The sequence below is a fragment of the Shewanella vaxholmensis genome, assembly GCF_031932135.1.
Lineage (GTDB): Bacteria > Pseudomonadota > Gammaproteobacteria > Enterobacterales > Shewanellaceae > Shewanella > Shewanella hafniensis.
Map to the genome: position 1 here is coordinate 14,943 of NZ_JAUOEV010000008.1, position 21,107 is coordinate 36,049.

Here is a 21,107-nt window from a genome sequence, read left to right on the forward strand (position 1 = left end):
TACGTTACTGTGAAATCTGCCTGCAATGAGTTTGAAGCTATGAAACGATTACTGATAGTTATCTTAGCCTTAGGCCTTGGCGCTTGTGCTAGCGCGCCAGAACCTAAGCCTGTGGTAAAGCAAGTTGAACCCGCCACGGTTTGGAATGATAGCAATATCTCCGAACTGCATTCTGAGTGGCGCGGTGTGCCCTATCGTTTAGGCGGTGGCACTAAGCGGGGCATAGATTGCTCGGCCTTTGTGTCTGTCGCCTATCAGAAGATGTTGGGTATGACGCTGCCGCGCACGGTTGAAGAACAGCAAGCCTTAGGTAAACCTGTGCCGAGAAATCAACTGCGCAAGGGTGACTTGGTATTTTTCAAGACGGGCTGGAGCACACACCATGTCGGCATTTATGTGGGAGACGATAATTTTCTCCACGTTTCCACTAGCCAAGGGGTGAAGATTTCGAGCCTGCATAACAGTTATTGGGCGTCTAAGTATTGGAATGCACGGCGGATTTAGCCCTTTGATCGTTTTTATCTTTTGAATGGCTCAACTTGCAGTGAGAGTGCCTGAGCCAATCTCCCTTTATGGCATGTTTTTATCGGCCCAATGCTGCTTTGCTTTGGGGAAGACGTTTGTCATCAATGAACAATTTTTAAATTCCGAGTGTTTAAACGGTGTTGCGCGAACCTCATCACGTTTTAGTCGCTCCATTGGTTAGGCATTTATGCTATTTTAGCTGCGGCTTAAGGTCGAAGCTGTCGCGGCTTCTTCCATGCTTGATGTGGACAATTTTCACTTCGGCATGTTTCATTTCAACATCATTGGGGATTTCCTATGAGCAAAGCAAAAATCGGTATTGTGACGGTCAGCGATCGCGCCAGCGCGGGAATTTATGAAGATATCTCAGGCAAGGCGATTATCGACACGCTCAACGACTATCTCACCAGCGAGTGGGAGCCGATTTATCAAGTGATCCCCGATGAGCAGGATGTGATTGAAGCGACGCTGATCAAAATGGCCGACGAGCAGGATTGCTGTTTGATTGTCACTACGGGCGGCACAGGACCTGCGAAACGCGATGTCACCCCAGAAGCTACAGAAGCCGTCTGCGATCGCATGATGCCAGGCTTCGGTGAGTTGATGCGCGCCGAGTCATTAAAATTTGTGCCTACCGCCATTTTGTCTCGTCAAACCGCAGGGTTACGTGGCGATTCATTGATTGTGAATTTGCCCGGCAAACCCAAATCGATTCGCGAATGTTTAGATGCCGTGTTCCCCGCCATTCCTTATTGTATCGACTTGATGGAAGGCCCGTATTTAGAGTGCAATGAGTCGGTTATCAAAGCATTCAGGCCTAAGGCTAAGTAAGCTTCTATCTAGCCTGTAAAAAAAATAAAGCCACTGAAAATCCAGTGGCTTTGTTGTTTGAGGAGCTTAGGGTTCATAACTGATTAATCTGCTGCTTTAGCTCGTACTCTGGCTCTGTCACTATTTTTTCAAGCACTTGTACTCGCTCAATTAGTGCTTGGTTTTGTAGGCTGAGTTGAGTCACTTTGTCCTCAAGGTGCCTATCGTCTGCGGTGCCCACTCCAAGTTGGCGCGCCTTTAGATAGTGTTTAAACATTTCAGTGGCGCTGAGGCCAATAATGAAGCTGACCATAATCACCATTAAGACAAATTCGTTTTCCATAACAAACTCCCGTAGCTATTGAGGTTTTCAACTTGGGAGCGACTTAGTTATCGCTCCTCAAGTTTGTCGTCCCCAAGTTTATCAATTGAAGCGCCCTATAAACCGAAGATCACTTTTTCACTCTTGAGTGACCTTTCCATGCCAAAGGCGAGCAATACCGCAATGGCGAGTGTGCCTAAGGTCGAAACCAGTAACTGCAACATGGGCAAGTCTTTACCTTTGATAAAGTCCATTAATGCCTGTTGCTGACCCGAGACGGGCAACCACTGCAGCATATCTGGCGCTATGTTGTAACTGGCGGCCATCGACAGGGCTAAAGGTACAAACAGCACCATAGTTAGATAGGACTGGGCTTCTTTAAAGGTTTTTGCCATAAAAGACACAAACAGTTGCAGACAAGCGGCCATTAACGCCACGGGAATACCGACTACTAACATCAGCAGCATAAATTCTGTGGTGATATTGACGCTAAAGCCTAATTCCTGCCATGGCACAAAGGCGTAGGCGATTTTAGACACCAGCAAGATCAGCACTAAACCGAGCAAAGCGAACAGGCTTACCGCAATTATTTTTGATAGCACTAATTGGCGAGTGGTCAGCGGATGGCTCAGTAGTAGCGCCAAGGAGTTGCGTTCGCGCTCACCGGCACTGGTGTCGATCGCTAGGTTCATGCCCGAGATAAATACCGAGTAAATCATAGTGAAAATCGCAAACCCTAAAATCATTCCGCCCTTAGAGTCTGTGGTAGCTTGGTCGTGTACACTGACCTTGAGCGGCTGTACCACACGCGGGTCGATACCGCGGGCGATTAAACGTAAACTGCCCATTTCAGCGCTGTAGGCCTGCAGTTGTTTCTCGAGTTTACGAATTGATTTTTGCAGTTTTTCATCGGAATTATCGGCCACGATAGTGATCTCGGCGCCTTTACCTTGATTCATCTGCGCGGCATAGTCGGTGCTGATGATCAGTTCTATTGCTTTAAGGTCTTTGGCGTCAGAGCCATCGGCTGCGCCTTGAGTGATGCCTTTATTTGATAAAAATCTTACTAAATCCGGTGCTTTATCGGGATTTTTAATGGTGATTTTCAAATCATCGGGGCTGGTTAGCTGGCCAATTAACACCATAAATAGGCCGCACATGATCAGCGGCGTGCCTATGGCGTAGTACAGACCCGCCATCACAGAGCGCTTATCGCGGGCGGCATCGATGAGTTCTTTACGAACCATAGCGATTATTTTATTCATGCTGTCATTCCCTTATCCATGATCTTATCTATCTGAGCTTGTACATCATTGATGCTGCCTGCATTCTTGTTAGTTTGAGTCATCATGCCGCTATCCCTTCATCCGTGCCGATAAGTTGAATAAAGGCTTCTTCGAGCGAGTCTTTGCCCGTTTGAATGCAAAGCTCTGTTGGGCTACCAATGGCGACGACTCTGCCTTGGGCCATAACGATCACTTGGTCACATAGCGCGGCGACTTCCTGCATCACATGGCTCGAGAACAGCACGCAATGTCCTTGATTTTTAAGGTCGATAAGAATGTCGCGCAATAGGCGAGTACTCATCACATCCAGCCCACGGGTCGGCTCGTCGAGGATAATATTGCTCGGGCTGTGGACGATTGCCTGTGCGAGGGCGGTTTTCATCCTTTGTCCTTGGGAGAAGCCTTTGCAGCGGCGATCGCTAATGTCTTCGAGGCGCAATTTCGCAATCACTTGGCTGGTGGCTTCCTTGGCCTCCTTGGATGATAAGCCGCTTAGCTCGGCAAAATAGCGAATGTATTCCCGTGGTGTTAAGCGTTCATACAGACCAAAAGGGTCGGGGAATAGCCCGAGTTGCTGCTTAGCGCCAATAGGGTCGATGGCGACATCTATGCCTTCGATTTCAGCCTTGCCGTTATCGGGTTTCAGCAGGCCAAAGATAGTGCGTAAACAGGTCGTTTTACCTGCCCCGTTCGGGCCGAGTAGTCCTGTGATTTGGCCGTTTTGTGCGACAAAACTTAAGTCATTCAGCGCCTGCACGTCACCGATGCGCTTGGAAATATGGGATACTTTAATCATGGCTTATTCCTTAGCTCCAGTGCTGGCGTGGTCATCTGTTGTGGTGGTTTTGTGCTGGTTGCATTAAGCGGTTCTACCGAGCTGGCATTTAAATAAAAGCTGCGGCGCACATCTTTGTTCAAACATTCGCCGTCGAGATCGTTGACTGAGCCCGAGCGGACGAGATCGGCAATCAGGTTATTGGCGCAGGATTGATAGGCCACACCGTGGGTCGCATAAGGAGCGACAAAGTGTTTGGCATTGGTGAGTTTTTCCATGGCTAACTCGCCCCAGCTTGGTGGGGTAGCGGGGTCGATTTCGCCGGATAACAACAAGGTCGGAATGTTACTGTTAATGGGCTCGCTAAAGCTGATATCGACCGCAGGCACTTTCCATATTGAACAAGTCGCCCCTAAGCCTTCGAGCATGGTTCTGCCCATAAAGGATTTTTTGGCCTGCTCGCGCATGGTTGGGGTAATGCGGTGCATATCTTCGCCACAGACCACAGAGGCGTGCATGCCCATCGCCATGCCAGCATTGTCGATAGTGAGGGCATAGAGGCCGAGTATAGGTTGGAAGTTGTTTTTCGATGCTTGATGAATCGCATGGGGCAAGAGGGCGCGCACATTGGCTTGATACAGTGCCATGCGGATCGAGCCAGAGAATTTACCGCGCGTCATGGTTAACATGGTTTTTTCGCCCGTGACGGGATCGTAAACGTTTTCCATCACAGGGCCTGTGGCGAGCTTAGCGTCGACTCGCTCAAAGTCCGCTTTTAACTCGGGGAATTGACTGTTACAGGCGGCGGTTGCTTGGCAATCCTTAAACAATAAGTCGAAGCCACGATCAATCGCCGAGCCAATTTCTAATACGCTTTGTTGCATCGGCACTATGCCGTCTAAGGTCACTGTGGCTAAGTGTGCCGGGTATAAACGCATGTAAAGCTGCGCCATACGAGTGCCGTAGGAGATGCCGTAAATATGCAGTTTTTTATAGCCTAAGTGCGCTCGTACGGCTTCGAAGTCTTTAATCGCATTGAGGCTGCCATATTGGGTCACGTCGGCATCAATTTTGGCTAAGCATTTTTGCGTTTCGGCTAAGGTATCGACATTATCGTCATCGAAGGACAGTGGAGATTGAGCACCTTCATCGCAGGCCAGCACATTCGAACGGCCTGTGCCCCTTTGATCGATCAGTAGAATATCCCGCTGTTGGCGGACTTTGCTCAGCATGGCATCGAAACCTGCCGCGTTCTCTATGGCCGATTGTCCTGGGCCGCCTGCAATCGCCAGCAAGGCTTCTTCATGATTGGCATTTTTCACCGCAGGCAAAACAACGTAATGCACTTGGATCTGTTTGCCATCGGGTTTGTTAGGGTTTTCTGGCACAGTCACAAAACCGCAGTTTAGACGATCGGAAACGCCTTCTACATAACAAGTTTCGATCTTATTAGCGATATCTGCCGTCGCTTGTGTCTCTTGGCTTTTCACATCACTCGCCCACGTCGCCGTACTTGCCATTGCCAGTATGAGGGCGCTCATTCTCAAAGTACGCGTGCGCCATGTGGCACCATGCCGTGGCTGAGTTGGCACAAGGCGTTGAACTGTGTTGCTTAACTTCCTGTGTGTCATGCTATCTATCATGCGCGCTTTCCTTTTTGCATTTCAGGACGAGTGTGTTAATTTAAATACCAGTGTATCGGTGTATCAATGTATTAATACAGTGTGTAAAGGCTAATGTTAGAACTTTTAAATGTCAACCCCAGCAGTGGCGAACCCATTTATAAACAATTACACGAGCAAGTCGTGCGTTTAATTGTGGGCGGTCAACTGCAAGTGGATGATGTCTTGCCCTCTGTGCGCCAGATTGCCGAGCATCTTGCAGTGAATCCTATGACTGTCTCCCGTGCGATTCAGCAGCTTGTCGATCAGGGGTGGCTCGAACGCCGCCGCGGCCAAGCGACAAAAGTTGCGCTGCGCACTGAGACTATGGCATCGGGGGCGAGCATGCTCGAACCCCAGCTCGATGCTTTGTTATCGCAGGCTAAACAGTTAGGCGTCAGCTTGTCTGAGTTAATACAATTGATAAATGAACGCTGGCAAGACTAGCGTTAACCTACTGTCAATTATCGATAAATAGAATAAAAAAGGATGAAATTCGATGGACCAAGCGTGCACACCAATACTTGAATTTAGCCAAGTGAATAAAGTCTTTCGCGGCAAAGACGCGGGTGAAAAGTGGGCGCTTAAGGATTTATCGTTAACCTTGTCCGCGGGCATGGTGGTCGGGCTATTGGGGCAAAATGGGGCGGGTAAATCGACCCTAATGCGCTGCGCCTTAGGCGTGCTTACGCCGGATTCTGGCAGTATTGTTACCTTAGGCGAAATGCCCGAAAACTTAACCTCAAAGGCAAAGGAGCGCTTAGGTTATGTGCCGCAGCAACCTTTTGGTTATGAAGGGTTTACCATTGAGCGCGCCCTCGATTTACACCGCAGCTTTTATCCCAATTGGGACAGGCAATTAGAACAAGATTGGCTAGTACGGTTCGAGTTAGATGTGACCCAACAGGTGCAACGTTTATCTGTGGGGCAAAGACAGTCGCTAGCCTTGATTATGGCGATGGCTTATCGTCCTGAGCTATTGATCCTCGATGAGCCGGTTGCCAGTCTCGACCCGATTGTGCGGCGCAAATTTATGGTCGATTTGTTCGAGCTCGCCCTCGAATCCGGCTCCGCTGTACTGTTTTCATCCCATATCACTTCAGATATCGAGCGAGTTGCCAGCCATGTGGCGCTGATTAAACGCGGCGAATTAGTGCTGTTTAAAGAAATCGATGCTCTACGGGAACAAGTGCGTTTACTCACACTCGCGCCTGCAACAGTTTTGCCTGAGTCGGTCACTGTGCTCAGCCGTGTCGGTGATTCTGTGCTGGTGGATTTAGGCGAGCACAGCGCGCCAATCTCGGGTGTATTAAAGAACGAAGCCCTTAATCTGGAACAGCTTTTTATGGAGCTACACAGATGAGTGCGCCAGAACTAAACATCACGCCGACAGCTAAAATGAAAGGCGCGCGGTTGATGAATCCTTTTAAAGGCATGCTGCGTCTTTGGTGCTTTGATGTCGGCAGTTTGAGCTTTTTGGGTACCGGCTTATTGGGAATGGTCTTAGGTTGCATTACAGCGTTGCAGGGCAAAAGTGACAGTGTTGAATTGTTGTTTTGTATGGGAATCGTTTCAAGCTCGGCGGCGGTGGCGTGGCAACTTATACGTTTGATGGCGAGCGAGTGCGCTCAGTTAATTCCCCATTATCGTCGCCATATTTATATTCAAAGTGCTGTGGTGTTAACCAGCGTGTTTGGCATAGGCGTGTTAATTTGTTTGGCTCTGGGTTCAATGTCTAGCCTGTCCACCTTAGTGCTGGCCTTGGTGATGAGTTTTGCCTTTATTTACCTGTGTTTACTCAGCACTCAGTGGTTTTACGCTTCCTTTTTATTGTTTGTTTTAGTGCCGTTTATCTCCTTGATTACAGCTTATATTTCCCTATGGTTAAGTGCGATTGCACTGGTGGTATTAGGTGCGCTTATTGTCCGTACCTGCCGTGCTTTACCTTGGCGTGCTGAGGCGAGAACCGTGTACCTCAATGGCCTCGAAATGGGCTGGTTCTGGCTGCCAAATTTGCAATCGATGCGCATTTTGAGCCGCTTTGAGCGTTATCTGCATCCCACCAATTTTTTTATCGGCCCTATGCTGACGATTTTATTGCTGCTTATACCGGCAGTCTGCCTAGTGCTTGGGGTGTTATCGCACCAATTCCATCAGAATTTCCCTGTATTACTGCTATTGGCACAGTTCAGCGTGATTAGCTGTGCTCTGGTGCATTGGAGTCGAGTGCAGCGTTCGCGCTCGACCGAAACCTTATTGCTGATGCCTGGGTTTGATGGCCGAAAAGGGCTCATTGCGGCTTTTTGCCGTGGGCAGCAACGACTGCTGAATGTGGTCGTCGGCATTATGCTGGCGTGTAGTCTACTGCTGGGTTGGCTCAGTGGTGATCTGAATATGCCGTTAGTGGGTCATCTGGTGCTCAGCACTTATTGGGCCTGCGCTTTGACCTTAGGTTTTGGCTGTATGTGTCGCCGAGTGTTGCATGTCACGCTCACTATGATGGTTGTCGCGGGACATTCCCTGTGGGTTTCCATCAGCCTTGCATCTTTACGGGATGGCGGCAATCTAGGTGATTGGTTTATCTGGGATATGCTCTTAATGATACTTGGGAGCATAGTCTTGTTTTGGGGCAAGAAAACCCTCTGGAAGGGAGATGTCATTAGCGGCTAAACGGATATAGATTGCGATATTGGGACTTAGCTTGCACAAGATTAGAGCAAAAACTCTTAGTTTTTGGCTGGCCTTCAGGTAGAATGGCGCAAAAGCGGTACACTTGTAAGCTAAAAGGTGAGTCTCTTATGTCTCTCGATCAATATCATGTTATTCGACTATTACAGCAGCAGAGCGAGTCTTTAAAAGACGCAATAGCGCTGGAAGGTTTTGAAATGGCCGCTCCTTGGCATCAGGTGAGTTGGCAGGCCTTTGACCAAATTAGCAGTAAAATTGCACAAGTGTTGATCGAACTTGGCGTACAAGTGCAAGACCGTTGCGTTATTTTGGCGCAAAACTGCCCACAGTGGACCTGTGCCGATGTCGGGACGCTTAAAAGTCGCGCCGTTGTGGTGCCGATTTACCCCACCAGTACCGTCGAGCAGGCAAGCTTTATCGTTAACGATGCCGCGGCGAAGGTTATGTTTGTCGACGATGCTAAGCAATATGCTATGGCGTGTGAGTTGCAAGCCTTATGCCCAAGCCTAGAGCATGTAATTGTTTTTGATGCCAGCGTGGCACTCGCAGCCGACAAAGCTTTTCAGCATTGGCATTTAGATGCCCTACTAGCGGACGATGCGAAAGCGATTAAGCAAGAAGTTGAGCTTAACCAGCTTTTACAGGCGGCTAATCTCGATGATTTACTGACCTTAATTTATACCTCTGGCACCACGGGCGATCCTAAAGGCGTGATGCTGGATTACCGCAATATGGCCTCGACTATACGTCAACACGATCATATTTTGCCTTTTAAAGCTGGCGATGTGTCTTTAGCATTTTTGCCATTAAGTCACGTATTTGAGCGCAGTTGGAGTTTCTACGTTTTGTGCCGTGGCGGTCATAACGTTTATCTGCAAAATACCCAAAGAGTGAAAGAGGCGATTAGCGCCGTACGTCCACATACCTTGTGTGTGGTGCCGCGTTTCCTCGAAAAAGTGTACAGCGCTGTACAAGATAAAGTCGCCAAGTCGGCCGATGGCCGTAAGAGGCTGTTTGCTTGGGCTATGCGCGTTGGCGGGCGTCAGTTCGAAGTCGGCCAAGGTCGTGCTAAGGGCGGATTATGGTTATCGCTGCAATGGCGTTTAGCTAACAAACTTGTGTATAGCAAGTTGCAAGCTGTGCTCGGTGGACGTTTGAAGTTTATGCCCTGCGGTGGCGCGGCATTAGATGTGAATGTTGGCAGTTTCTTTCATGCGATTAATATTCCTGTACTTTGTGGGTACGGCATGACCGAAACCAACGCCACTGTGACCTGTAACACCTTGGACAATCGTGTTGCCGGATCAAACGGTAAAGTCCTACCTGAAATCGAAATTAAGCTGGGTAAGGACGATGAGATTTTAGTTCGTGGCGACACTGTGATGCGTGGTTATTACAATCGTCCTGAAGATACCGCTGCAGCATTTGAAGATGGTTGGTTAAAAACCGGTGATGCAGGGCGTTTCGATGCGAAAGGTAACTTATTTATTACCGACCGTATCAAAGAGTTAATGAAAACCTCTAACGGCAAATATATTGCGCCGCAACGGGTTGAGGGCGCTGTGGGTTGTTGTCCTTTTATCGAACAAGTGGCGATTATTGCCGATGCGCGTAACTATGTGACCGCCTTAATTGTGCCAGCGTTTGAGTCACTGGAAGCGTGGGCGAAGGACAAAGGGCTGAAGTATGAGTCTCCTTTAGAATTGCTGCGCCATAGCCATGTGGTTGAACATTTTGAGCAGCGCTTAAAGCAGTTGCAGCATGAGCTGGCGGGATTTGAACAGATTAAAAAGTTCACCCTCTTGCCTGAAGCTTTCTCGATGGAAGCGGGTTTAATTACCCCAACGCTTAAGTTGCGCCGCAAGATGATTTACCATAAATATGCCCATGAAATAAATGCTATGTATAACAACTGATTGTTAAGTTATTGTTGCTAAAGGCCGCTATTGCGGCCTTTTTTGTTTCTGCTACTTCCTGAAGCGCCTAACTTAGCTTAAAATTCGCCCCGTTTACTGGTGCGCACGAGGCGCAAGGTGTCGGTGTAAAGGATAGTTAAATGGAACTTTCGATTCGTCATTTATGCGCCGCTGTCGGTGCTGTGTTACTTTCTTCTTTTGCGGTCATTCCTGCTGCGGTGGCGGCGGATTTCGACAAAGTGGTTCACGGTCCCGTGGATCTTCCTAACGGCCAATGGCTCGATTTCTACCAAAAAGACCAGCACGTATGGAGCGAAATGCTCTACGGCGATGCGCCAGGCGTGCGCATTGACGATTACGGCCGCGCTGAAATTGTGGCAGTTTTTTACTATGATTTTGATAAAGGCGGCACTAAAGAAGTGATCGTCATGCTCAAGGATGAAGATGGTCAGCACCTGCGCGGCTATGGTTTTGATGGGGAAGAGCTGACTAAACTACCGCGCCTACAAGTTGTGCTCGATGAAGTGGCCCCAACCTTAACCACGTTTACCGTGGGCGGTGTCCGTAAAGTGCTAAGCCAGATTCCGCCACAGCAATACCGTATGACCTATGATGTTGAAGCAATTGAAGATCCTGCCATTAAAGCGATTGTCGATGGCTCAACTAAGCTCAGGCCAACCTTAGTGGGTTATCGAAATTCCGAAGGTTCACCCGTCGATGTAAAAACCGCCGTCGAGTATAAATTACGTTATCCACTGACTCGCAAAGATAAAGATGCTCAAGGCATTGAGCGCCAATACAGCTTAGTGACCACCTTTGATCGCAGTGGTTATAGCGAAGAAGACGGTAGTTTTGTATTGGTGAGTGTGGCCTTTGAGGCTGATCACTTCGACTGGCTTAAAAGCGGCGGCGCTGAAATCCCCCGCACAGGCCCATTCTACAATTTTATGAGCATGGGCATGGGTAGCACTTGGGCAGGGCTTGCGAGTGAAAGTCATTATGCCCAAGGTCTGCTCGATGGTGCCTATGTTGCTTACGATGGCCGCAATGGCAATGTGATGTATTCGGGCGATTACAAGCAGGGTAAAAAAGTCGGTAAGTGGATGGAAGCCGATAGCCGAGAAACCTATTGGGAAGGCGAATACCTTGACGGTAAAAAACAAGGTAAATGGATTACACAGTCGATATTCGATGAGGCCGATAACTTCGGTTTTGCCCACTACAATCAGGATGTGCTCGACGGCCCCTACGAAATTTATGCACTAGATTATGGCTCCAGCACCGAAGGTGCTAAGCAATTAATGGAAAAAGGCATTTATCGCAACGGAGTCAAAGACGGTGAATGGTTAGAGCAAGATGGGACGAAAGGGCGCTATGAACAAGGCGTAAAACAAGGGCCTTGGGTCGATAAAGAGACCCGCGGACATTTTCGCGATCAGGTCGGCGAAGGGGCTTACCTTGGAGGAAAACGCACTGGTCCTTGGATATTTAAAACCGAGAACGGGGCTCGTACTGAAGTGAATTATATCAACGGCTTGCGTCAAGGTGAGTCTAAATCATTCGACAAGAATAATCGGATGTTTAATATCCGCCATTATGAGCAAGGTAGGCTTAATGGTCAGAGTATTTGGTATTCCAGTCAGAATATTATGGTAGATATTTCTAACTATCGCCAAGGTGAGTTAGATGGCCAGCAAATGCGTTTTAACCCCCGGAGCAGTGAGCTGGCTGAATTAACGAGTTATAAATTTAATGAAGCGGTGGCGCTAAAGCCTTCGCACGATGAATGTATCATGCGTGAGAATCCCTACTCAGATGATTGTGAAGGGGTGATCAATAATAAAAGTGAAACAACCTCATCGATAAAACACGGCGAGCAGCGTGAATATCTCGACAGCGGCACGTTATATAAATTGTCCTATTACACTAATGGCGCCGTAGATAAAGAATATCAGTTCGATTCCAACGGCCGTTTAAAGTATATGAAGGCCTTTAAAGCGGGTAAGGAATATGGCCCAAGTATCAGTTATTCCACCGATGGTGGATACTCACTCTCTCAATATGGTCAACTGGTGAATAACCGTCTCTCTGGCCCCCATTACAGCTTCTATCCGAATGGCCAGTTAAAGCATTTTTGGAACTACTGCCAGCAAGAAGGTGAAACCTGGAACGGTGAACCTTATTTCTGGGATAACGCCATTGCGCGCTGCGGTATGCAGCGGGAATATTTTGATAACGGTGCTGTGAATTGCATCGAAGAGTTAGATAGCAATTATGCCGTGGATAAAGTGTGTTACGACTCTAATGGCCAAATCGCGCAAGAAATGCTGCGCATCGATGAACAGCATGTGGTCCATAAGCGTTATATCAAGGGTGTGATCTATCAGGAAGACCCAGGGTTTGCTGCTCATTCTAAAATGGTCAAAGGTCGCACTATTTATCACTTAGAAAACCCAAAAAGCCATGGCGTGTTTAAGTCCTACAATAGTGGCAAGTTAGAATATGAAAAAATTTATGATATGGGTAAGGCAGGATGCATGAAAAAGTATGATGCCAATGGCAAGCAAACGGCAGAAACTGCCAGTTGCCAATTCTAAGATCTAGGTTTGTTTAGCCTTTAGGGTCTGGTAGGCTTGGGATAAAGGATGAATTTGGTGCGGGTAGCTTAATCGCGATAAGCATTAAATTCATCAGCTTATAGAATAACAATAAAAGGGAAGTCCGAATGTCAGTTACCGAATACAGCCTCGAAATCCACCCAAGATTCACAGAAACCGATGGTCTAGGCCATATCAACAACACAGTGATCCCCGTATGGTGCGAAGCCGCGCGTACGCCAATTTTCGAAATTTTTAATCCAGAGTTGGATTTGCAGCAATGGAACTTAATTGTCGCGGGTTTTACCGTGGCGTTTATTGCGCCAACCTATTACGGCAAAAGCGTGACAGTGAAAACCTATGTGAGCCGCACCGGCAACAGCAGTTTCGAGCTGACGCAAACCTGTTGGCAAGCCGGCAATAAAACCGCTGAAGTGAAAACCACATTGGTACATTACGACTACAGCTGCGAAAAAAGTCGCCCTATCCCTGAAGATATCCGCGAAATGCTCGCCAACCTGAATGGTGAAAGTGCTTAATCTTTTCCGTCTCTCGGTCAGCGCAATTGCAATTGCGCTGCTGAAGCGTTAATTTGTCGACCCGTTAACTGTGATGCAGATCACTTATCTGTATCGCCTCATTTTTATCGGTTCGGATTAACCATGAGATTCTATTTTACCCGCATGCGCTCGAAGGACATTTGCCCACCAAGACAGCCACTTAAAAAGATTGTGTGGTCATGGGTGGGAGCTTTCTGTGGCATTTACTTGGTCGCGAGTCTCGCAAATTATATGAGCGAAAACCTCGTTGGCACTATGTTTGTGATTGGTTCATTCGGCGCTTCTGCTGTGCTTGTGTACGGCGCACCGCTGGCGGAATTTTCTCAGCCGCGTAATTTGATTGGTGGCAGTGTGTTATCGGCCTTAATTGGGGTCGCAGTGTACCAAGTGTGTGGCGATTATGTGGTGCTAGCCAGCGCCTTAGCAGTATCCCTGTCTATCGCATTCATGTACCTGACTCGCACTCTGCATCCACCGGGCGGTGCAACGGCACTGATTGCCGTGATAGGCGGTGAGAACGTACATCAACTCGGCTTTCTCTACGCGCTAATGCCAGTATTTCTCGGCTCAGTATTACTCTTACTGGTCGCGCTGGTAGTCAATAACCTCTCCACCGATCCCAAGCGCCATTACCCTGTGTATTGGATTTAGCTCTGTACAGTACAAGTGTTTTTAAATGTAAAAATAAAGGTTTAAGCTCGGATGCGGCTTAAGGACCTACTCAAGATAGATAAGCAAAAAGGTGCAGTTAAGCACTTTAAAATCAGAATCTTGGATTGGCGTGTAGATATCCGCAGGGCTGAGTCCACGCCAAATAGGCCTTTGCTCGTGGGTTAACTTAAACACCTGCTGGGCTCGGTCTAATGTGACACTGAGTTGCGCACCATCGAATTGCCAAGTTCCTGTGTGTTGTTCTAATTTAAAATTATCATTAATGGGCCTCTCATATTCGAGCATGGCTTGGCCTTGAGGCGAAAGATTCAGGGTTGCATCACCCGCAGTACAATGATCTGTTCTGATAAAGTCTGGTGGTAAAGGTTGCAAAGCCTGTTCACTGTTACGTAAGTAAATACCGATATTATTCATACTGAAAAAGTGCTTACCTTCGGCAAATTTATACTCTGTCGGTTCGGCAAAACCTTGGCCTTTGAGGATATTTTCTATCTCAGTGATGGCTTGGGAATCGCGATAAGCGGGATTGGTGGCAATGGCCGTATTAGGGAATTCTGCCGGAATGGCGATGGTACTCTGATTTACTTGCCAGCCAGATTGGATCAAGGCGGTTTCAATGGCTTTTACCTTAAAGGGTTCAATACCTTGGGTAATAAGAATGGCTTGGCGTTGTTGGCAGGCGGACAAGATAAGTAAGCTTACAAGCAGTAAACTTTTACGACATAGGGCGACTGTCATTTAGCGGCACTCCTTTGCTGCGATGTGTTTGCTTATGTTTTAAGTCTAATTTTTCAAAAACTTCTGCACATACCAGCAGCTGGCTTGGATAGCCAAGTCTTGGCTTTTTGCCCATTTAAGCCCGTGGCGAACTAAGCGTTCGGCAAGTCCTTTACCGCGCAGATCGTTGGGGACAAAGGTGCGGCTAAAATCGATATCCTTGCCTGATAATTGGTATTCCAACACGGCTTCATAGCCATCGACAGGGATAATAAAACGCTGTCTATCCTGTTGATGTTCAATGGCTATCTCGATATTTTCGTTATCTGACATACATGCTTCCCTCAAGGTATGGGCTAAAGTGTGCTGGCAATTTAGCTATCGATTTGGTTAGCTTAGGCGAGTTCGTGCTGTTTGAGAATCGCCAGCAGTTCTGCCGGTAAGTCGGCCTTTTTGCCGGTTTTAAAGTTAAACATCACCGCGACTGAAGTACCTAAGGTGGTTACTGCCTGCTGCTGTTTACTAAAAGCCTGATAATGCATGGTAAATCTATCACTGTGAATATCGCTAATGCTGACACTCACTAATAGAGTATCGGGGAAGGTCACTGGGCGTTTATAGCGGGCCTGATTTTCGCTGATCACAGGGCCAATACCTGATTTATACAGGGTATCTAGCGGGAAAAGGCGATTGAAAAAGTCGATACGGGCCGTTTCAAAATAGCGGAAATAGACGACGTTGTTGACGTGTTGCAACGCATCCATTTCGCCCCAAGCTACGGGGATTTCGGTCACTATAGGGTGCTGTGCGAGAAACTTTTCCATTGTGTTTTCCAGTGTGTTTGGCATTGAATTGCCGATCTAAAAATGCGAGTTGAAACGCTCGTTTAAGATGGTCAGACTAGCAGCATAAAGAACAAGCGACAAGCCATGGCGTTATAGGCATTTAGCGATAACATTAAGCGAAACAAGGAGCAGTGCATGATTAAACGAGTCGGAAACACCCATATTCAAGCTGAACACCAAGCGTCTTGCCACTGTGGCGCTGTGGTGTTGCAATTATCGCTGCCCAATGGCATCGAAAATCCGCGCCGCTGCGATTGTTCTATCTGCCGCCGTAAGGGCGCGATTGTCGGCTCTGTACCGCTGGCGGGGATCAAGATCCTCAAGGGTGAAGATGTGCTGAAATGCTATGAATTCAATACCAAAACCGCTAAGCATTACTTCTGCTCCAACTGCGGCATTTACACCCATCACCAGCGGCGTTCCAATCCCCATGAATATGGTTACAACATTGGTTGCCTCGAAGGGGTCAATCCATTCGATTTAGACAATGTGCCCACGAATGATGGCGTTAATCATCCTGCGGATCGTTAGATTATGAACATAGGTCAGTTTGCTGCACTCACAGGTTTGTCGGCGCATACGCTCAGGTATTACGAGAAAATCGGTTTGCTACGGTCTGTGGTGCGAAATGTGAGCGGGCACCGCGACTATGCGGAAAAAGAAGCAGAATGGATTGGATTTATCAATCGCTTAAAAGAAACGGGCATGCCACTAAAGCAGATTTTGACCTATGCCGAACTGCGTGCTCAAGGCGATACAACCGCAGGCGAGCGACAGCAATTACTTGAGCAACATGCCGCACAATTGGCTGAGCGTATTCGCCAAGAGCAGGCGCATCTGATTGCCCTCGAGCAAAAAATCCGCTATTACCAAACGCATTTCAGTGATTAAGCTTAGCGATTCGGCTGAGTCGCTAAGTTGTGTTTTTAGGTCATAAATTATTAATAGTATTAACTTATATCTGCCTCTGTTGTCTTTTTACTTCAATCAAAGGGCTGCCTATGCTATTCATCAATCAACTGTTGACTTAGAGTTAACTCTAAGGCGTAAGCTGACTTCTGTGGTCAAATCCTAAGGAGTCAAAATGAGTAATCAAAGGTATGTGCAGGGCTTAGCTAAGCTGACTGAAATCGACGGCGAAGCGGGCGAGAAAGTGATCAACAGTCTAGCAAATATTTGCCCCGACTTGGGCAAGTACATTATCGAATATCCTTTTGGGGATATTTATCAACGTGAAGGACTCGATCTTAAGACGCGTGAGTTAGTCACGGTCGCGGCGCTCACAGCGTTGGGGCATTGTCAGCCGCAGCTTAACGTCCATATTAATGGCGCGTTGAATGTTGGTTGTGCACCGCAGGAAATCGTCGAAGTGATACTGCAAATGTCTGTTTATGCTGGCTTCCCCGCAGCACTGAATGGCATGTTCGTCGCGAAAGCTGTCTTTGCCGAGCGGGAGTTAAATGTCGTTTGAGTCTATTCTGAGTCAGCTTCATAACACTTCATTGAGGCGATCTTAAGGTCGCTTTGATTTACTCATAGCTATTACTTCTAAATCCCTTTAAACGATATTTCTGCTCCGCATCATCGACATAGAATCTCGTGGGAGATTCATTTCGCCGCTAAAGGACGATTCGGCAAGTTTTGTTAGTGAATTGCCAAAGTTAGTCGCTACACTGGCATAGTTGACGCGAGTGTCGCCATAGATTTTGCAGCTTACATCGGCAACTCAAGCGTGTCTTAATCGCAACCGGAATTTAAAATTATAATGAATTTAGGTCGTTACACTGAATCTGCCCGCCAGCACTTACGGCAAGTCATCAAGCCTTTGCCTAGCGAGCTCCAGCTAGGGTTGAGCAAGTTGTGGCGCTACCTAAGCCAAGGGTTTGCTAAGTTATCCTTTGCGCAAAAGCTGTATCTTATTGCCTTGATATTGGCCTTTAGTACTGACTTGATGGGTGTGGTCGCCGTGATTGCGGTTATCGCGATGGCCATCGAGTTTTGGCCCGTGTTCGAGCGGGTCTGGCACAGTTTGGCAGGCAAGGCTGTGTTGTTGCTGTTTTACGCCATTATTGCCAACTTTGCCTTAGGTTGGTCTGGCGCCATAGTTAACGAAGTGGTCGGGGTGTCGGCAAGTCATCTGGATTACACCCATAACTTAGCGATTTTACTCTATATGCCCGCTTGGTTTTTAATGGTGAGCGCAATTGTGCTGCTGGCATTGCAGTTGATTATCCCCATCTATTTAGTATTAATTTTTTTGCTTAAACCTTTGGGTGTCAAATCGTTACGGATCACCTCACATACATCCTTTCGTAAAACGACCTTTACGATCCGTATCGTGTTGGCGGCTGTGGTCTTGTATCACTTGAGCTTACTGATTGATTTAGAAACCCGCCTTCAAACCTCGTTCGCAGACTTTATTACAACAACTCAAGAAGCCTCTGAACATAATCCCGTCGAGCCAGCATTAGGGCTTATGCCGCATACGACCGATGTGCTGACGGCACCGATTGCTGAGTTAGCTAAGATTAAGCCCGAGCTTGAAGCCGACAAACCGGCTGACAAACAAACCGCCGATGAGCGCGAAGAAGCGGAACGCAAGCAAACCTATGCGTCGGTGCGGGCGCAATATCAGTATCTCGTGCGGCAATGGTTAGCGACGTTTGCCTTTGCGCTTGAAGCCAATAGCCGTTCGCGTTGTGAGAAGCCCGCCGAATCGAATGTGATCGAGTTAAATGACTATGAGATTTTGCAGATCACGCCGGATAAGAAAGCGGATTATGGTTATCGTTTTGAAGTGAAAAAGTGTATCTCGGCCGCGTTTCCACTGACGGAAAAGGGCAAATAAGCTGCTTAATAAAAAAAGCGACCATAAGGTCGCTTTCATTTTTGGCTAAATCAGCTTGGGTGAGTTAGTCGACTATTGCGTTCTTCAACAATCACGTTATTCAATCAGCAACTCATCGAAGCTGCTGATTTTACGGAACTCACCCGTGCGCTGTGTGCTATCGCGTACCATTTGGCAGGTCATCATGCCTGCAGCTTCTGCAGCCTTTAATTCTTCAATCACATCAGACACAAACAGCACTTGCTTAGGGCTTAAGCTGATAGTGTTGAGGATATTGCAGTAAGCCTGTTTATCTAATTTGTTGCCTGTACGGGTATCAAAATGACCGTTGAACATCTCGGTTAAATCGCCGCCGTCACTGTGGCTGAATAACAGTTTTTGCGCATCAACAGAGCCCGATGAAAAACTGTAAATACGCAAATTTTGCGCGCTAAAACGTTTCACCGCTTCAATAAAGTCAGGGAAGATATGGCCCTTAAATTCGCCATGGGCGTAGCCTTGCTTCCAGATCAAGCCTTGCAGGGTTTTGAGTGGTGTCGCTTTACGATCTTCGCTGACCCACTGCTGCAAAATTTCAGTCACGCGTGCTAAGTCCGCATCTGGCTCTAGGGCGATATCTCGGGTGTCGCAAATACAGTTTTCAACCAATACATTGTGTTGGTTCTGTTCTAAAAAGTCTGGCAAGGCTTTGACAGAATAGGGGAATAGTACATCTTGGATAAAGTTTAGGTCTGTCGTGGTGCCTGCTGTGTCTACGACTATGGCTCTGATACCCATAATGTTTTGATACTCCACAATATGTTGGCTAAAAAATGCAACTCCGATCCTAAGCGTTATTGGCTAAATTGGCTAGTCTATTTCGCGAGTCTTACCACAGCTATCACAGCCTAAATGGGAATACTTAGGGTTTGCGATATGCTTGGCAGAAGGACTAGGCCGTGAGATCGAATTTACTTTCAATAATACGGGTGTTAACTTCGGCTAATACTTATATAGTTGATTTTCAAGGAATGAAATTTATGCGTACGCTATTAATTCTGCTGGTGATTTACAGTTTTGCATTCTTCAATGTGTCAGCAAATGCCGATGATACTTTTCCCGCTCAACCACTGATGTTAAAGGTCAGTTCGAGCCTGTTAACTGAGCCTGCTGACTTTAAGGTGACATTGCCGGCCAGTTACCAGTCCAATACTGATAAACGTTACGTGGTACTGGTGGATTTACATCCTCGTAGTCATGGCTATCTCGCTGGAATGGAAGATTGGATGAGTCATAACGGTGGCTGGCCTTGGCTGGAAACCATTATCGTGACGGCGCCAGATGGTCATGCAGGCTTGGGTGAGTTAAAAAGCTTAGCCACTAAGCAGCAAGAAAATCAGCAGTTTTTAGATTTTATGGAGCAAGATCTACTGCCCGCCATCGATAAACAGTATCGCACAAATGGTTTTCGGATCCTCAATGGCTTCACTGGCTATGCCACTTTTAGCCTCTACACGCTTTTGAATCGCCCAAGCCTATTTAATGCTTACATCGCCGCAAGTCCCGTACTGGATGATAACTACGCTTTTGTAATGGCAGATGCTGCAAAGAAGCTCGCAGGTATGAAAGGGAAGCCAAGATTCCTTTTTATGAGCACTAGCGACAGTGATTTCGAACAAAATCAATTAGCTGACTTTGCCAAGCTTGAAGCCATTATCAAAGCGAACGCTACGAATTTACTCGATTATCGCATCAAGCGCTTCGATGGCACTTACTATATGACGCAACCTATTTTGGCGACGGCTTATGGTATTGAAGCTATTTTTAACGATGTACACCAAGTGCTTAAGCCTGACTCGGCAATATCACGTCAAGGTGTAGCCGCTATTTTGGCGCATTATAAAACCCTGTCGAACGACAAATATGGTTTTGACGTGCCCGCTACCGATTCGCTTATCGCGTTGGCAAGTTCTGTCGAGACGACTGATCCCGCCAAAGCTATCGATATTTATTTGCAAACCTTAAAAGCGATTCCAACAGCATTCGAGGCCAGCCATGCATTGGCAAGCGCCTATGCGAGCCAGGGTCAGCTAGTTGAAGCGATTAAGTATGAAAAGCAAGCGCTTGAATTAACTGACCATCCATTCTTCCAAGACAAATACAGTAAACAGTTAGCTGAGTATCAGGCGAAGCATTAAGTGTAAACGCTCACGTTTTTGCCTGTCGTTAACTGTACTCATGTGTATAAGTTTGTGGCTACCATAAGACTATGGTCTTAATAGCTAAGGGAAATTTAGCCTGCTATTGTAGCTAAAGTCCCTTTTCTATTCTGTGGCTTGCATGCAGTGGTTTTGCGGGAGATGAGACTGCCTATTTTCAGTTGCAAATAGAGAGACCTTAAATGAAATATTTACCCGCTCTTGGCTTTGGTATCTTATTAGCTTTATTGAGTTTTATCAGTTTCTCATTAGTCGCGAGCGCGGGTTATATGCTGGATATGTTAAGTGCAGTGCCCAAGATTACGCCAAACAGTGTGGAGTACCTGCTGTTAGGGGCTCACGATGCGAGTTTGCTGATATTGCTAGCAGGTTTAGTGCTTTACGCTTACCACAGGATTTTCCCTCAACTTCCCTTCGATTGGTTCACCGCTGTGTTTATCCAAATGCCACTGGGTTTAGCTGTGCTGGCGTTAGATGGTTTTAGCTTAAACCTATTATCATTCAAAGGTTTTGCTCTAGCGTTGACCACCTTAGCCGCTTCATTTGGGGTGCTAAGCCTCTTTTGGTTGCTCCAACGCAGAGCTAAGCGCTCCGAGGCGAGGTTGAGCTAAAAAATTGAGAAGACCAAAAAATAAGGCCATTAAAGTTGTTTTCAATGGCCTTGATTTTGTGAATTTACAATTTAGT

General features: G+C 47.2%; 22 protein-coding genes and 1 pseudogene. 15 read left to right on the plus strand and 8 right to left on the minus strand.

Annotated elements, in window-relative coordinates:
• The first annotated feature begins 39 nt into the window (after positions 1-39).
• Both Q4Q46_RS08900 and mog read left to right on the plus strand, forming a co-directional pair.
• Positions 40-504 carry an NlpC/P60 family protein gene (locus Q4Q46_RS08900; RefSeq protein WP_006083761.1) on the plus strand — a complete coding sequence of 155 codons (465 nt, stop codon included), beginning with the start codon at positions 40-42 and terminating at the stop codon, positions 502-504.
• Positions 505-822: 318 nt separating this feature from the next.
• Positions 823-1,356 (plus strand): molybdopterin adenylyltransferase, encoded by a 534-nt coding sequence (gene mog, locus Q4Q46_RS08905; protein ID WP_105250920.1) that lies wholly within the window; start codon positions 823-825, stop codon positions 1,354-1,356.
• Between the two features lie 73 nt (positions 1,357-1,429).
• On the opposite strand, the gene Q4Q46_RS08910 is transcribed toward mog, so the two are convergent.
• The 4 genes and pseudogenes from Q4Q46_RS08910 to Q4Q46_RS08925 all read right to left on the minus strand — a co-directional run bounded on the left by Q4Q46_RS08910 (position 1,430) and on the right by Q4Q46_RS08925 (position 5,361).
• On the minus strand, positions 1,430-1,678 hold the full coding sequence (locus Q4Q46_RS08910) for a hypothetical protein (RefSeq protein ID WP_263201256.1): 249 nt from the start codon (positions 1,676-1,678) through the stop codon (positions 1,430-1,432).
• A gap of 95 nt (positions 1,679-1,773) precedes the next feature.
• Positions 1,774-2,922, minus strand: a complete 1,149-nt coding sequence (locus Q4Q46_RS08915; RefSeq protein WP_311905755.1) for an ABC transporter permease — start codon at positions 2,920-2,922, stop codon at positions 1,774-1,776.
• A gap of 82 nt (positions 2,923-3,004) precedes the next feature.
• Positions 3,005-3,739, minus strand: a complete 735-nt coding sequence (locus Q4Q46_RS08920; RefSeq protein WP_311905756.1) for an ABC transporter ATP-binding protein — start codon at positions 3,737-3,739, stop codon at positions 3,005-3,007.
• Positions 3,740-3,742: 3 nt separating this feature from the next.
• Positions 3,743-5,361, minus strand: a pseudogene (locus Q4Q46_RS08925) (alpha/beta hydrolase).
• 93 nt (positions 5,362-5,454) lie between these two features.
• Between Q4Q46_RS08925 and Q4Q46_RS08930 the strand changes: the two are divergent.
• The 7 genes from Q4Q46_RS08930 to Q4Q46_RS08960 all read left to right on the plus strand — a co-directional run bounded on the left by Q4Q46_RS08930 (position 5,455) and on the right by Q4Q46_RS08960 (position 13,791).
• A complete protein-coding gene (locus Q4Q46_RS08930; protein WP_106648657.1) occupies positions 5,455-5,826 on the plus strand; it encodes a GntR family transcriptional regulator in 372 nt (123 codons plus the stop codon).
• Between the two features lie 52 nt (positions 5,827-5,878).
• The gene (locus tag Q4Q46_RS08935; RefSeq protein WP_311899389.1) at positions 5,879-6,742 is read left to right on the plus strand and encodes an ABC transporter ATP-binding protein; all 864 of its coding nucleotides are present in this window, start codon (positions 5,879-5,881) and stop codon (positions 6,740-6,742) included.
• On the plus strand, positions 6,739-8,049 hold the full coding sequence (locus Q4Q46_RS08940) for an ABC transporter permease (protein ID WP_311905757.1): 1,311 nt from the start codon (positions 6,739-6,741) through the stop codon (positions 8,047-8,049). The genes Q4Q46_RS08935 and Q4Q46_RS08940 overlap by 4 nt, the downstream gene beginning before the upstream one ends.
• Positions 8,050-8,177: 128 nt before the next feature.
• Positions 8,178-9,983, plus strand: coding sequence for an AMP-dependent synthetase/ligase (locus tag Q4Q46_RS08945; protein ID WP_311905758.1), 1,806 nt, complete (start codon positions 8,178-8,180; stop codon positions 9,981-9,983).
• A 140-nt stretch (positions 9,984-10,123) separates the two neighbouring features.
• Entirely contained in the window at positions 10,124-12,580 is a 2,457-nt protein-coding gene (locus Q4Q46_RS08950; protein ID WP_300476183.1) for a toxin-antitoxin system YwqK family antitoxin, read from the plus strand.
• Between the two features lie 128 nt (positions 12,581-12,708).
• Positions 12,709-13,119, plus strand: coding sequence for an acyl-CoA thioesterase (locus Q4Q46_RS08955; RefSeq protein ID WP_259590904.1), 411 nt, complete (start codon positions 12,709-12,711; stop codon positions 13,117-13,119).
• Between the two features lie 123 nt (positions 13,120-13,242).
• Positions 13,243-13,791, plus strand: a complete 549-nt coding sequence (locus tag Q4Q46_RS08960) for an HPP family protein (protein ID WP_006083741.1) — start codon at positions 13,243-13,245, stop codon at positions 13,789-13,791.
• Positions 13,792-13,857: 66 nt separating this feature from the next.
• On the opposite strand, the gene Q4Q46_RS08965 is transcribed toward Q4Q46_RS08960, so the two are convergent.
• The 3 genes from Q4Q46_RS08965 to Q4Q46_RS08975 all read right to left on the minus strand — a co-directional run bounded on the left by Q4Q46_RS08965 (position 13,858) and on the right by Q4Q46_RS08975 (position 15,353).
• Positions 13,858-14,550, minus strand: a complete 693-nt coding sequence (locus Q4Q46_RS08965) for a hypothetical protein (protein ID WP_311905759.1) — start codon at positions 14,548-14,550, stop codon at positions 13,858-13,860.
• A gap of 45 nt (positions 14,551-14,595) precedes the next feature.
• Positions 14,596-14,862, minus strand: a complete 267-nt coding sequence (locus Q4Q46_RS08970; protein WP_283630901.1) for a GNAT family N-acetyltransferase — start codon at positions 14,860-14,862, stop codon at positions 14,596-14,598.
• A 62-nt stretch (positions 14,863-14,924) separates the two neighbouring features.
• A complete protein-coding gene (locus Q4Q46_RS08975; protein WP_006084846.1) occupies positions 14,925-15,353 on the minus strand; it encodes an acyl-CoA thioesterase in 429 nt (142 codons plus the stop codon).
• 156 nt (positions 15,354-15,509) lie between these two features.
• Between Q4Q46_RS08975 and Q4Q46_RS08980 the strand changes: the two genes are divergently transcribed.
• The 4 genes from Q4Q46_RS08980 (at position 15,510) to Q4Q46_RS08995 (ending at position 18,222) form a co-directional block, all read left to right on the plus strand.
• A complete protein-coding gene (locus Q4Q46_RS08980; RefSeq protein WP_006083738.1) occupies positions 15,510-15,905 on the plus strand; it encodes a GFA family protein in 396 nt (131 codons plus the stop codon).
• Between the two features lie 3 nt (positions 15,906-15,908).
• Positions 15,909-16,265 (plus strand): MerR family transcriptional regulator, encoded by a 357-nt coding sequence (locus tag Q4Q46_RS08985; protein WP_311899399.1) that lies wholly within the window; start codon positions 15,909-15,911, stop codon positions 16,263-16,265.
• A 193-nt stretch (positions 16,266-16,458) separates the two neighbouring features.
• Entirely contained in the window at positions 16,459-16,845 is a 387-nt protein-coding gene (locus tag Q4Q46_RS08990) for a carboxymuconolactone decarboxylase family protein (RefSeq protein WP_006083736.1), read from the plus strand.
• Between the two features lie 294 nt (positions 16,846-17,139).
• A complete protein-coding gene (locus Q4Q46_RS08995; protein ID WP_012586387.1) occupies positions 17,140-18,222 on the plus strand; it encodes a hypothetical protein in 1,083 nt (360 codons plus the stop codon).
• 96 nt (positions 18,223-18,318) lie between these two features.
• Here Q4Q46_RS08995 and mtnC read toward each other — a convergent pair whose 3' ends face one another.
• Positions 18,319-18,999, minus strand: coding sequence for an acireductone synthase (gene mtnC / locus Q4Q46_RS09000; protein ID WP_006083735.1), 681 nt, complete (start codon positions 18,997-18,999; stop codon positions 18,319-18,321).
• Between the two features lie 242 nt (positions 19,000-19,241).
• Between mtnC and Q4Q46_RS09005 the strand changes: the two genes are divergently transcribed.
• Together Q4Q46_RS09005 and Q4Q46_RS09010 are read left to right on the plus strand one after the other, a co-directional pair.
• Complete coding sequence (locus Q4Q46_RS09005; RefSeq protein ID WP_311905760.1) at positions 19,242-20,399, plus strand: alpha/beta hydrolase-fold protein; 1,158 nt, start codon at positions 19,242-19,244, stop codon at positions 20,397-20,399.
• A 203-nt stretch (positions 20,400-20,602) separates the two neighbouring features.
• Positions 20,603-21,031 (plus strand): hypothetical protein, encoded by a 429-nt coding sequence (locus Q4Q46_RS09010; protein ID WP_311905761.1) that lies wholly within the window; start codon positions 20,603-20,605, stop codon positions 21,029-21,031.
• Positions 21,032-21,107 lie beyond the last annotated feature (76 nt).

Bases quoted from the DNA above. Each gene is read 5' to 3' on its own strand.
- Q4Q46_RS08900 (WP_006083761.1), top strand. From the start codon at position 40: ATGAAACGATTACTGATAGTTATCTTAGCCTTAGGCCTTGGCGCTTGT.
- mog (WP_105250920.1), top strand. From the start codon at position 823: ATGAGCAAAGCAAAAATCGGTATTGTGACGGTCAGCGATCGCGCCAGC.
- Q4Q46_RS08910 (WP_263201256.1), bottom strand. From the start codon at position 1,678: ATGGAAAACGAATTTGTCTTAATGGTGATTATGGTCAGCTTCATTATT.
- Q4Q46_RS08915 (WP_311905755.1), bottom strand. From the start codon at position 2,922: ATGAATAAAATAATCGCTATGGTTCGTAAAGAACTCATCGATGCCGCC.
- Q4Q46_RS08920 (WP_311905756.1), bottom strand. From the start codon at position 3,739: ATGATTAAAGTATCCCATATTTCCAAGCGCATCGGTGACGTGCAGGCG.
- Q4Q46_RS08930 (WP_106648657.1), top strand. From the start codon at position 5,455: ATGTTAGAACTTTTAAATGTCAACCCCAGCAGTGGCGAACCCATTTAT.
- Q4Q46_RS08935 (WP_311899389.1), top strand. From the start codon at position 5,879: ATGGACCAAGCGTGCACACCAATACTTGAATTTAGCCAAGTGAATAAA.
- Q4Q46_RS08940 (WP_311905757.1), top strand. From the start codon at position 6,739: ATGAGTGCGCCAGAACTAAACATCACGCCGACAGCTAAAATGAAAGGC.
- Q4Q46_RS08945 (WP_311905758.1), top strand. From the start codon at position 8,178: ATGTCTCTCGATCAATATCATGTTATTCGACTATTACAGCAGCAGAGC.
- Q4Q46_RS08950 (WP_300476183.1), top strand. From the start codon at position 10,124: ATGGAACTTTCGATTCGTCATTTATGCGCCGCTGTCGGTGCTGTGTTA.
- Q4Q46_RS08955 (WP_259590904.1), top strand. From the start codon at position 12,709: ATGTCAGTTACCGAATACAGCCTCGAAATCCACCCAAGATTCACAGAA.
- Q4Q46_RS08960 (WP_006083741.1), top strand. From the start codon at position 13,243: ATGAGATTCTATTTTACCCGCATGCGCTCGAAGGACATTTGCCCACCA.
- Q4Q46_RS08965 (WP_311905759.1), bottom strand. From the start codon at position 14,550: ATGACAGTCGCCCTATGTCGTAAAAGTTTACTGCTTGTAAGCTTACTT.
- Q4Q46_RS08970 (WP_283630901.1), bottom strand. From the start codon at position 14,862: ATGTCAGATAACGAAAATATCGAGATAGCCATTGAACATCAACAGGAT.
- Q4Q46_RS08975 (WP_006084846.1), bottom strand. From the start codon at position 15,353: ATGGAAAAGTTTCTCGCACAGCACCCTATAGTGACCGAAATCCCCGTA.
- Q4Q46_RS08980 (WP_006083738.1), top strand. From the start codon at position 15,510: ATGATTAAACGAGTCGGAAACACCCATATTCAAGCTGAACACCAAGCG.
- Q4Q46_RS08985 (WP_311899399.1), top strand. From the start codon at position 15,909: ATGAACATAGGTCAGTTTGCTGCACTCACAGGTTTGTCGGCGCATACG.
- Q4Q46_RS08990 (WP_006083736.1), top strand. From the start codon at position 16,459: ATGAGTAATCAAAGGTATGTGCAGGGCTTAGCTAAGCTGACTGAAATC.
- Q4Q46_RS08995 (WP_012586387.1), top strand. From the start codon at position 17,140: ATGAATTTAGGTCGTTACACTGAATCTGCCCGCCAGCACTTACGGCAA.
- mtnC (WP_006083735.1), bottom strand. From the start codon at position 18,999: ATGGGTATCAGAGCCATAGTCGTAGACACAGCAGGCACCACGACAGAC.
- Q4Q46_RS09005 (WP_311905760.1), top strand. From the start codon at position 19,242: ATGCGTACGCTATTAATTCTGCTGGTGATTTACAGTTTTGCATTCTTC.
- Q4Q46_RS09010 (WP_311905761.1), top strand. From the start codon at position 20,603: ATGAAATATTTACCCGCTCTTGGCTTTGGTATCTTATTAGCTTTATTG.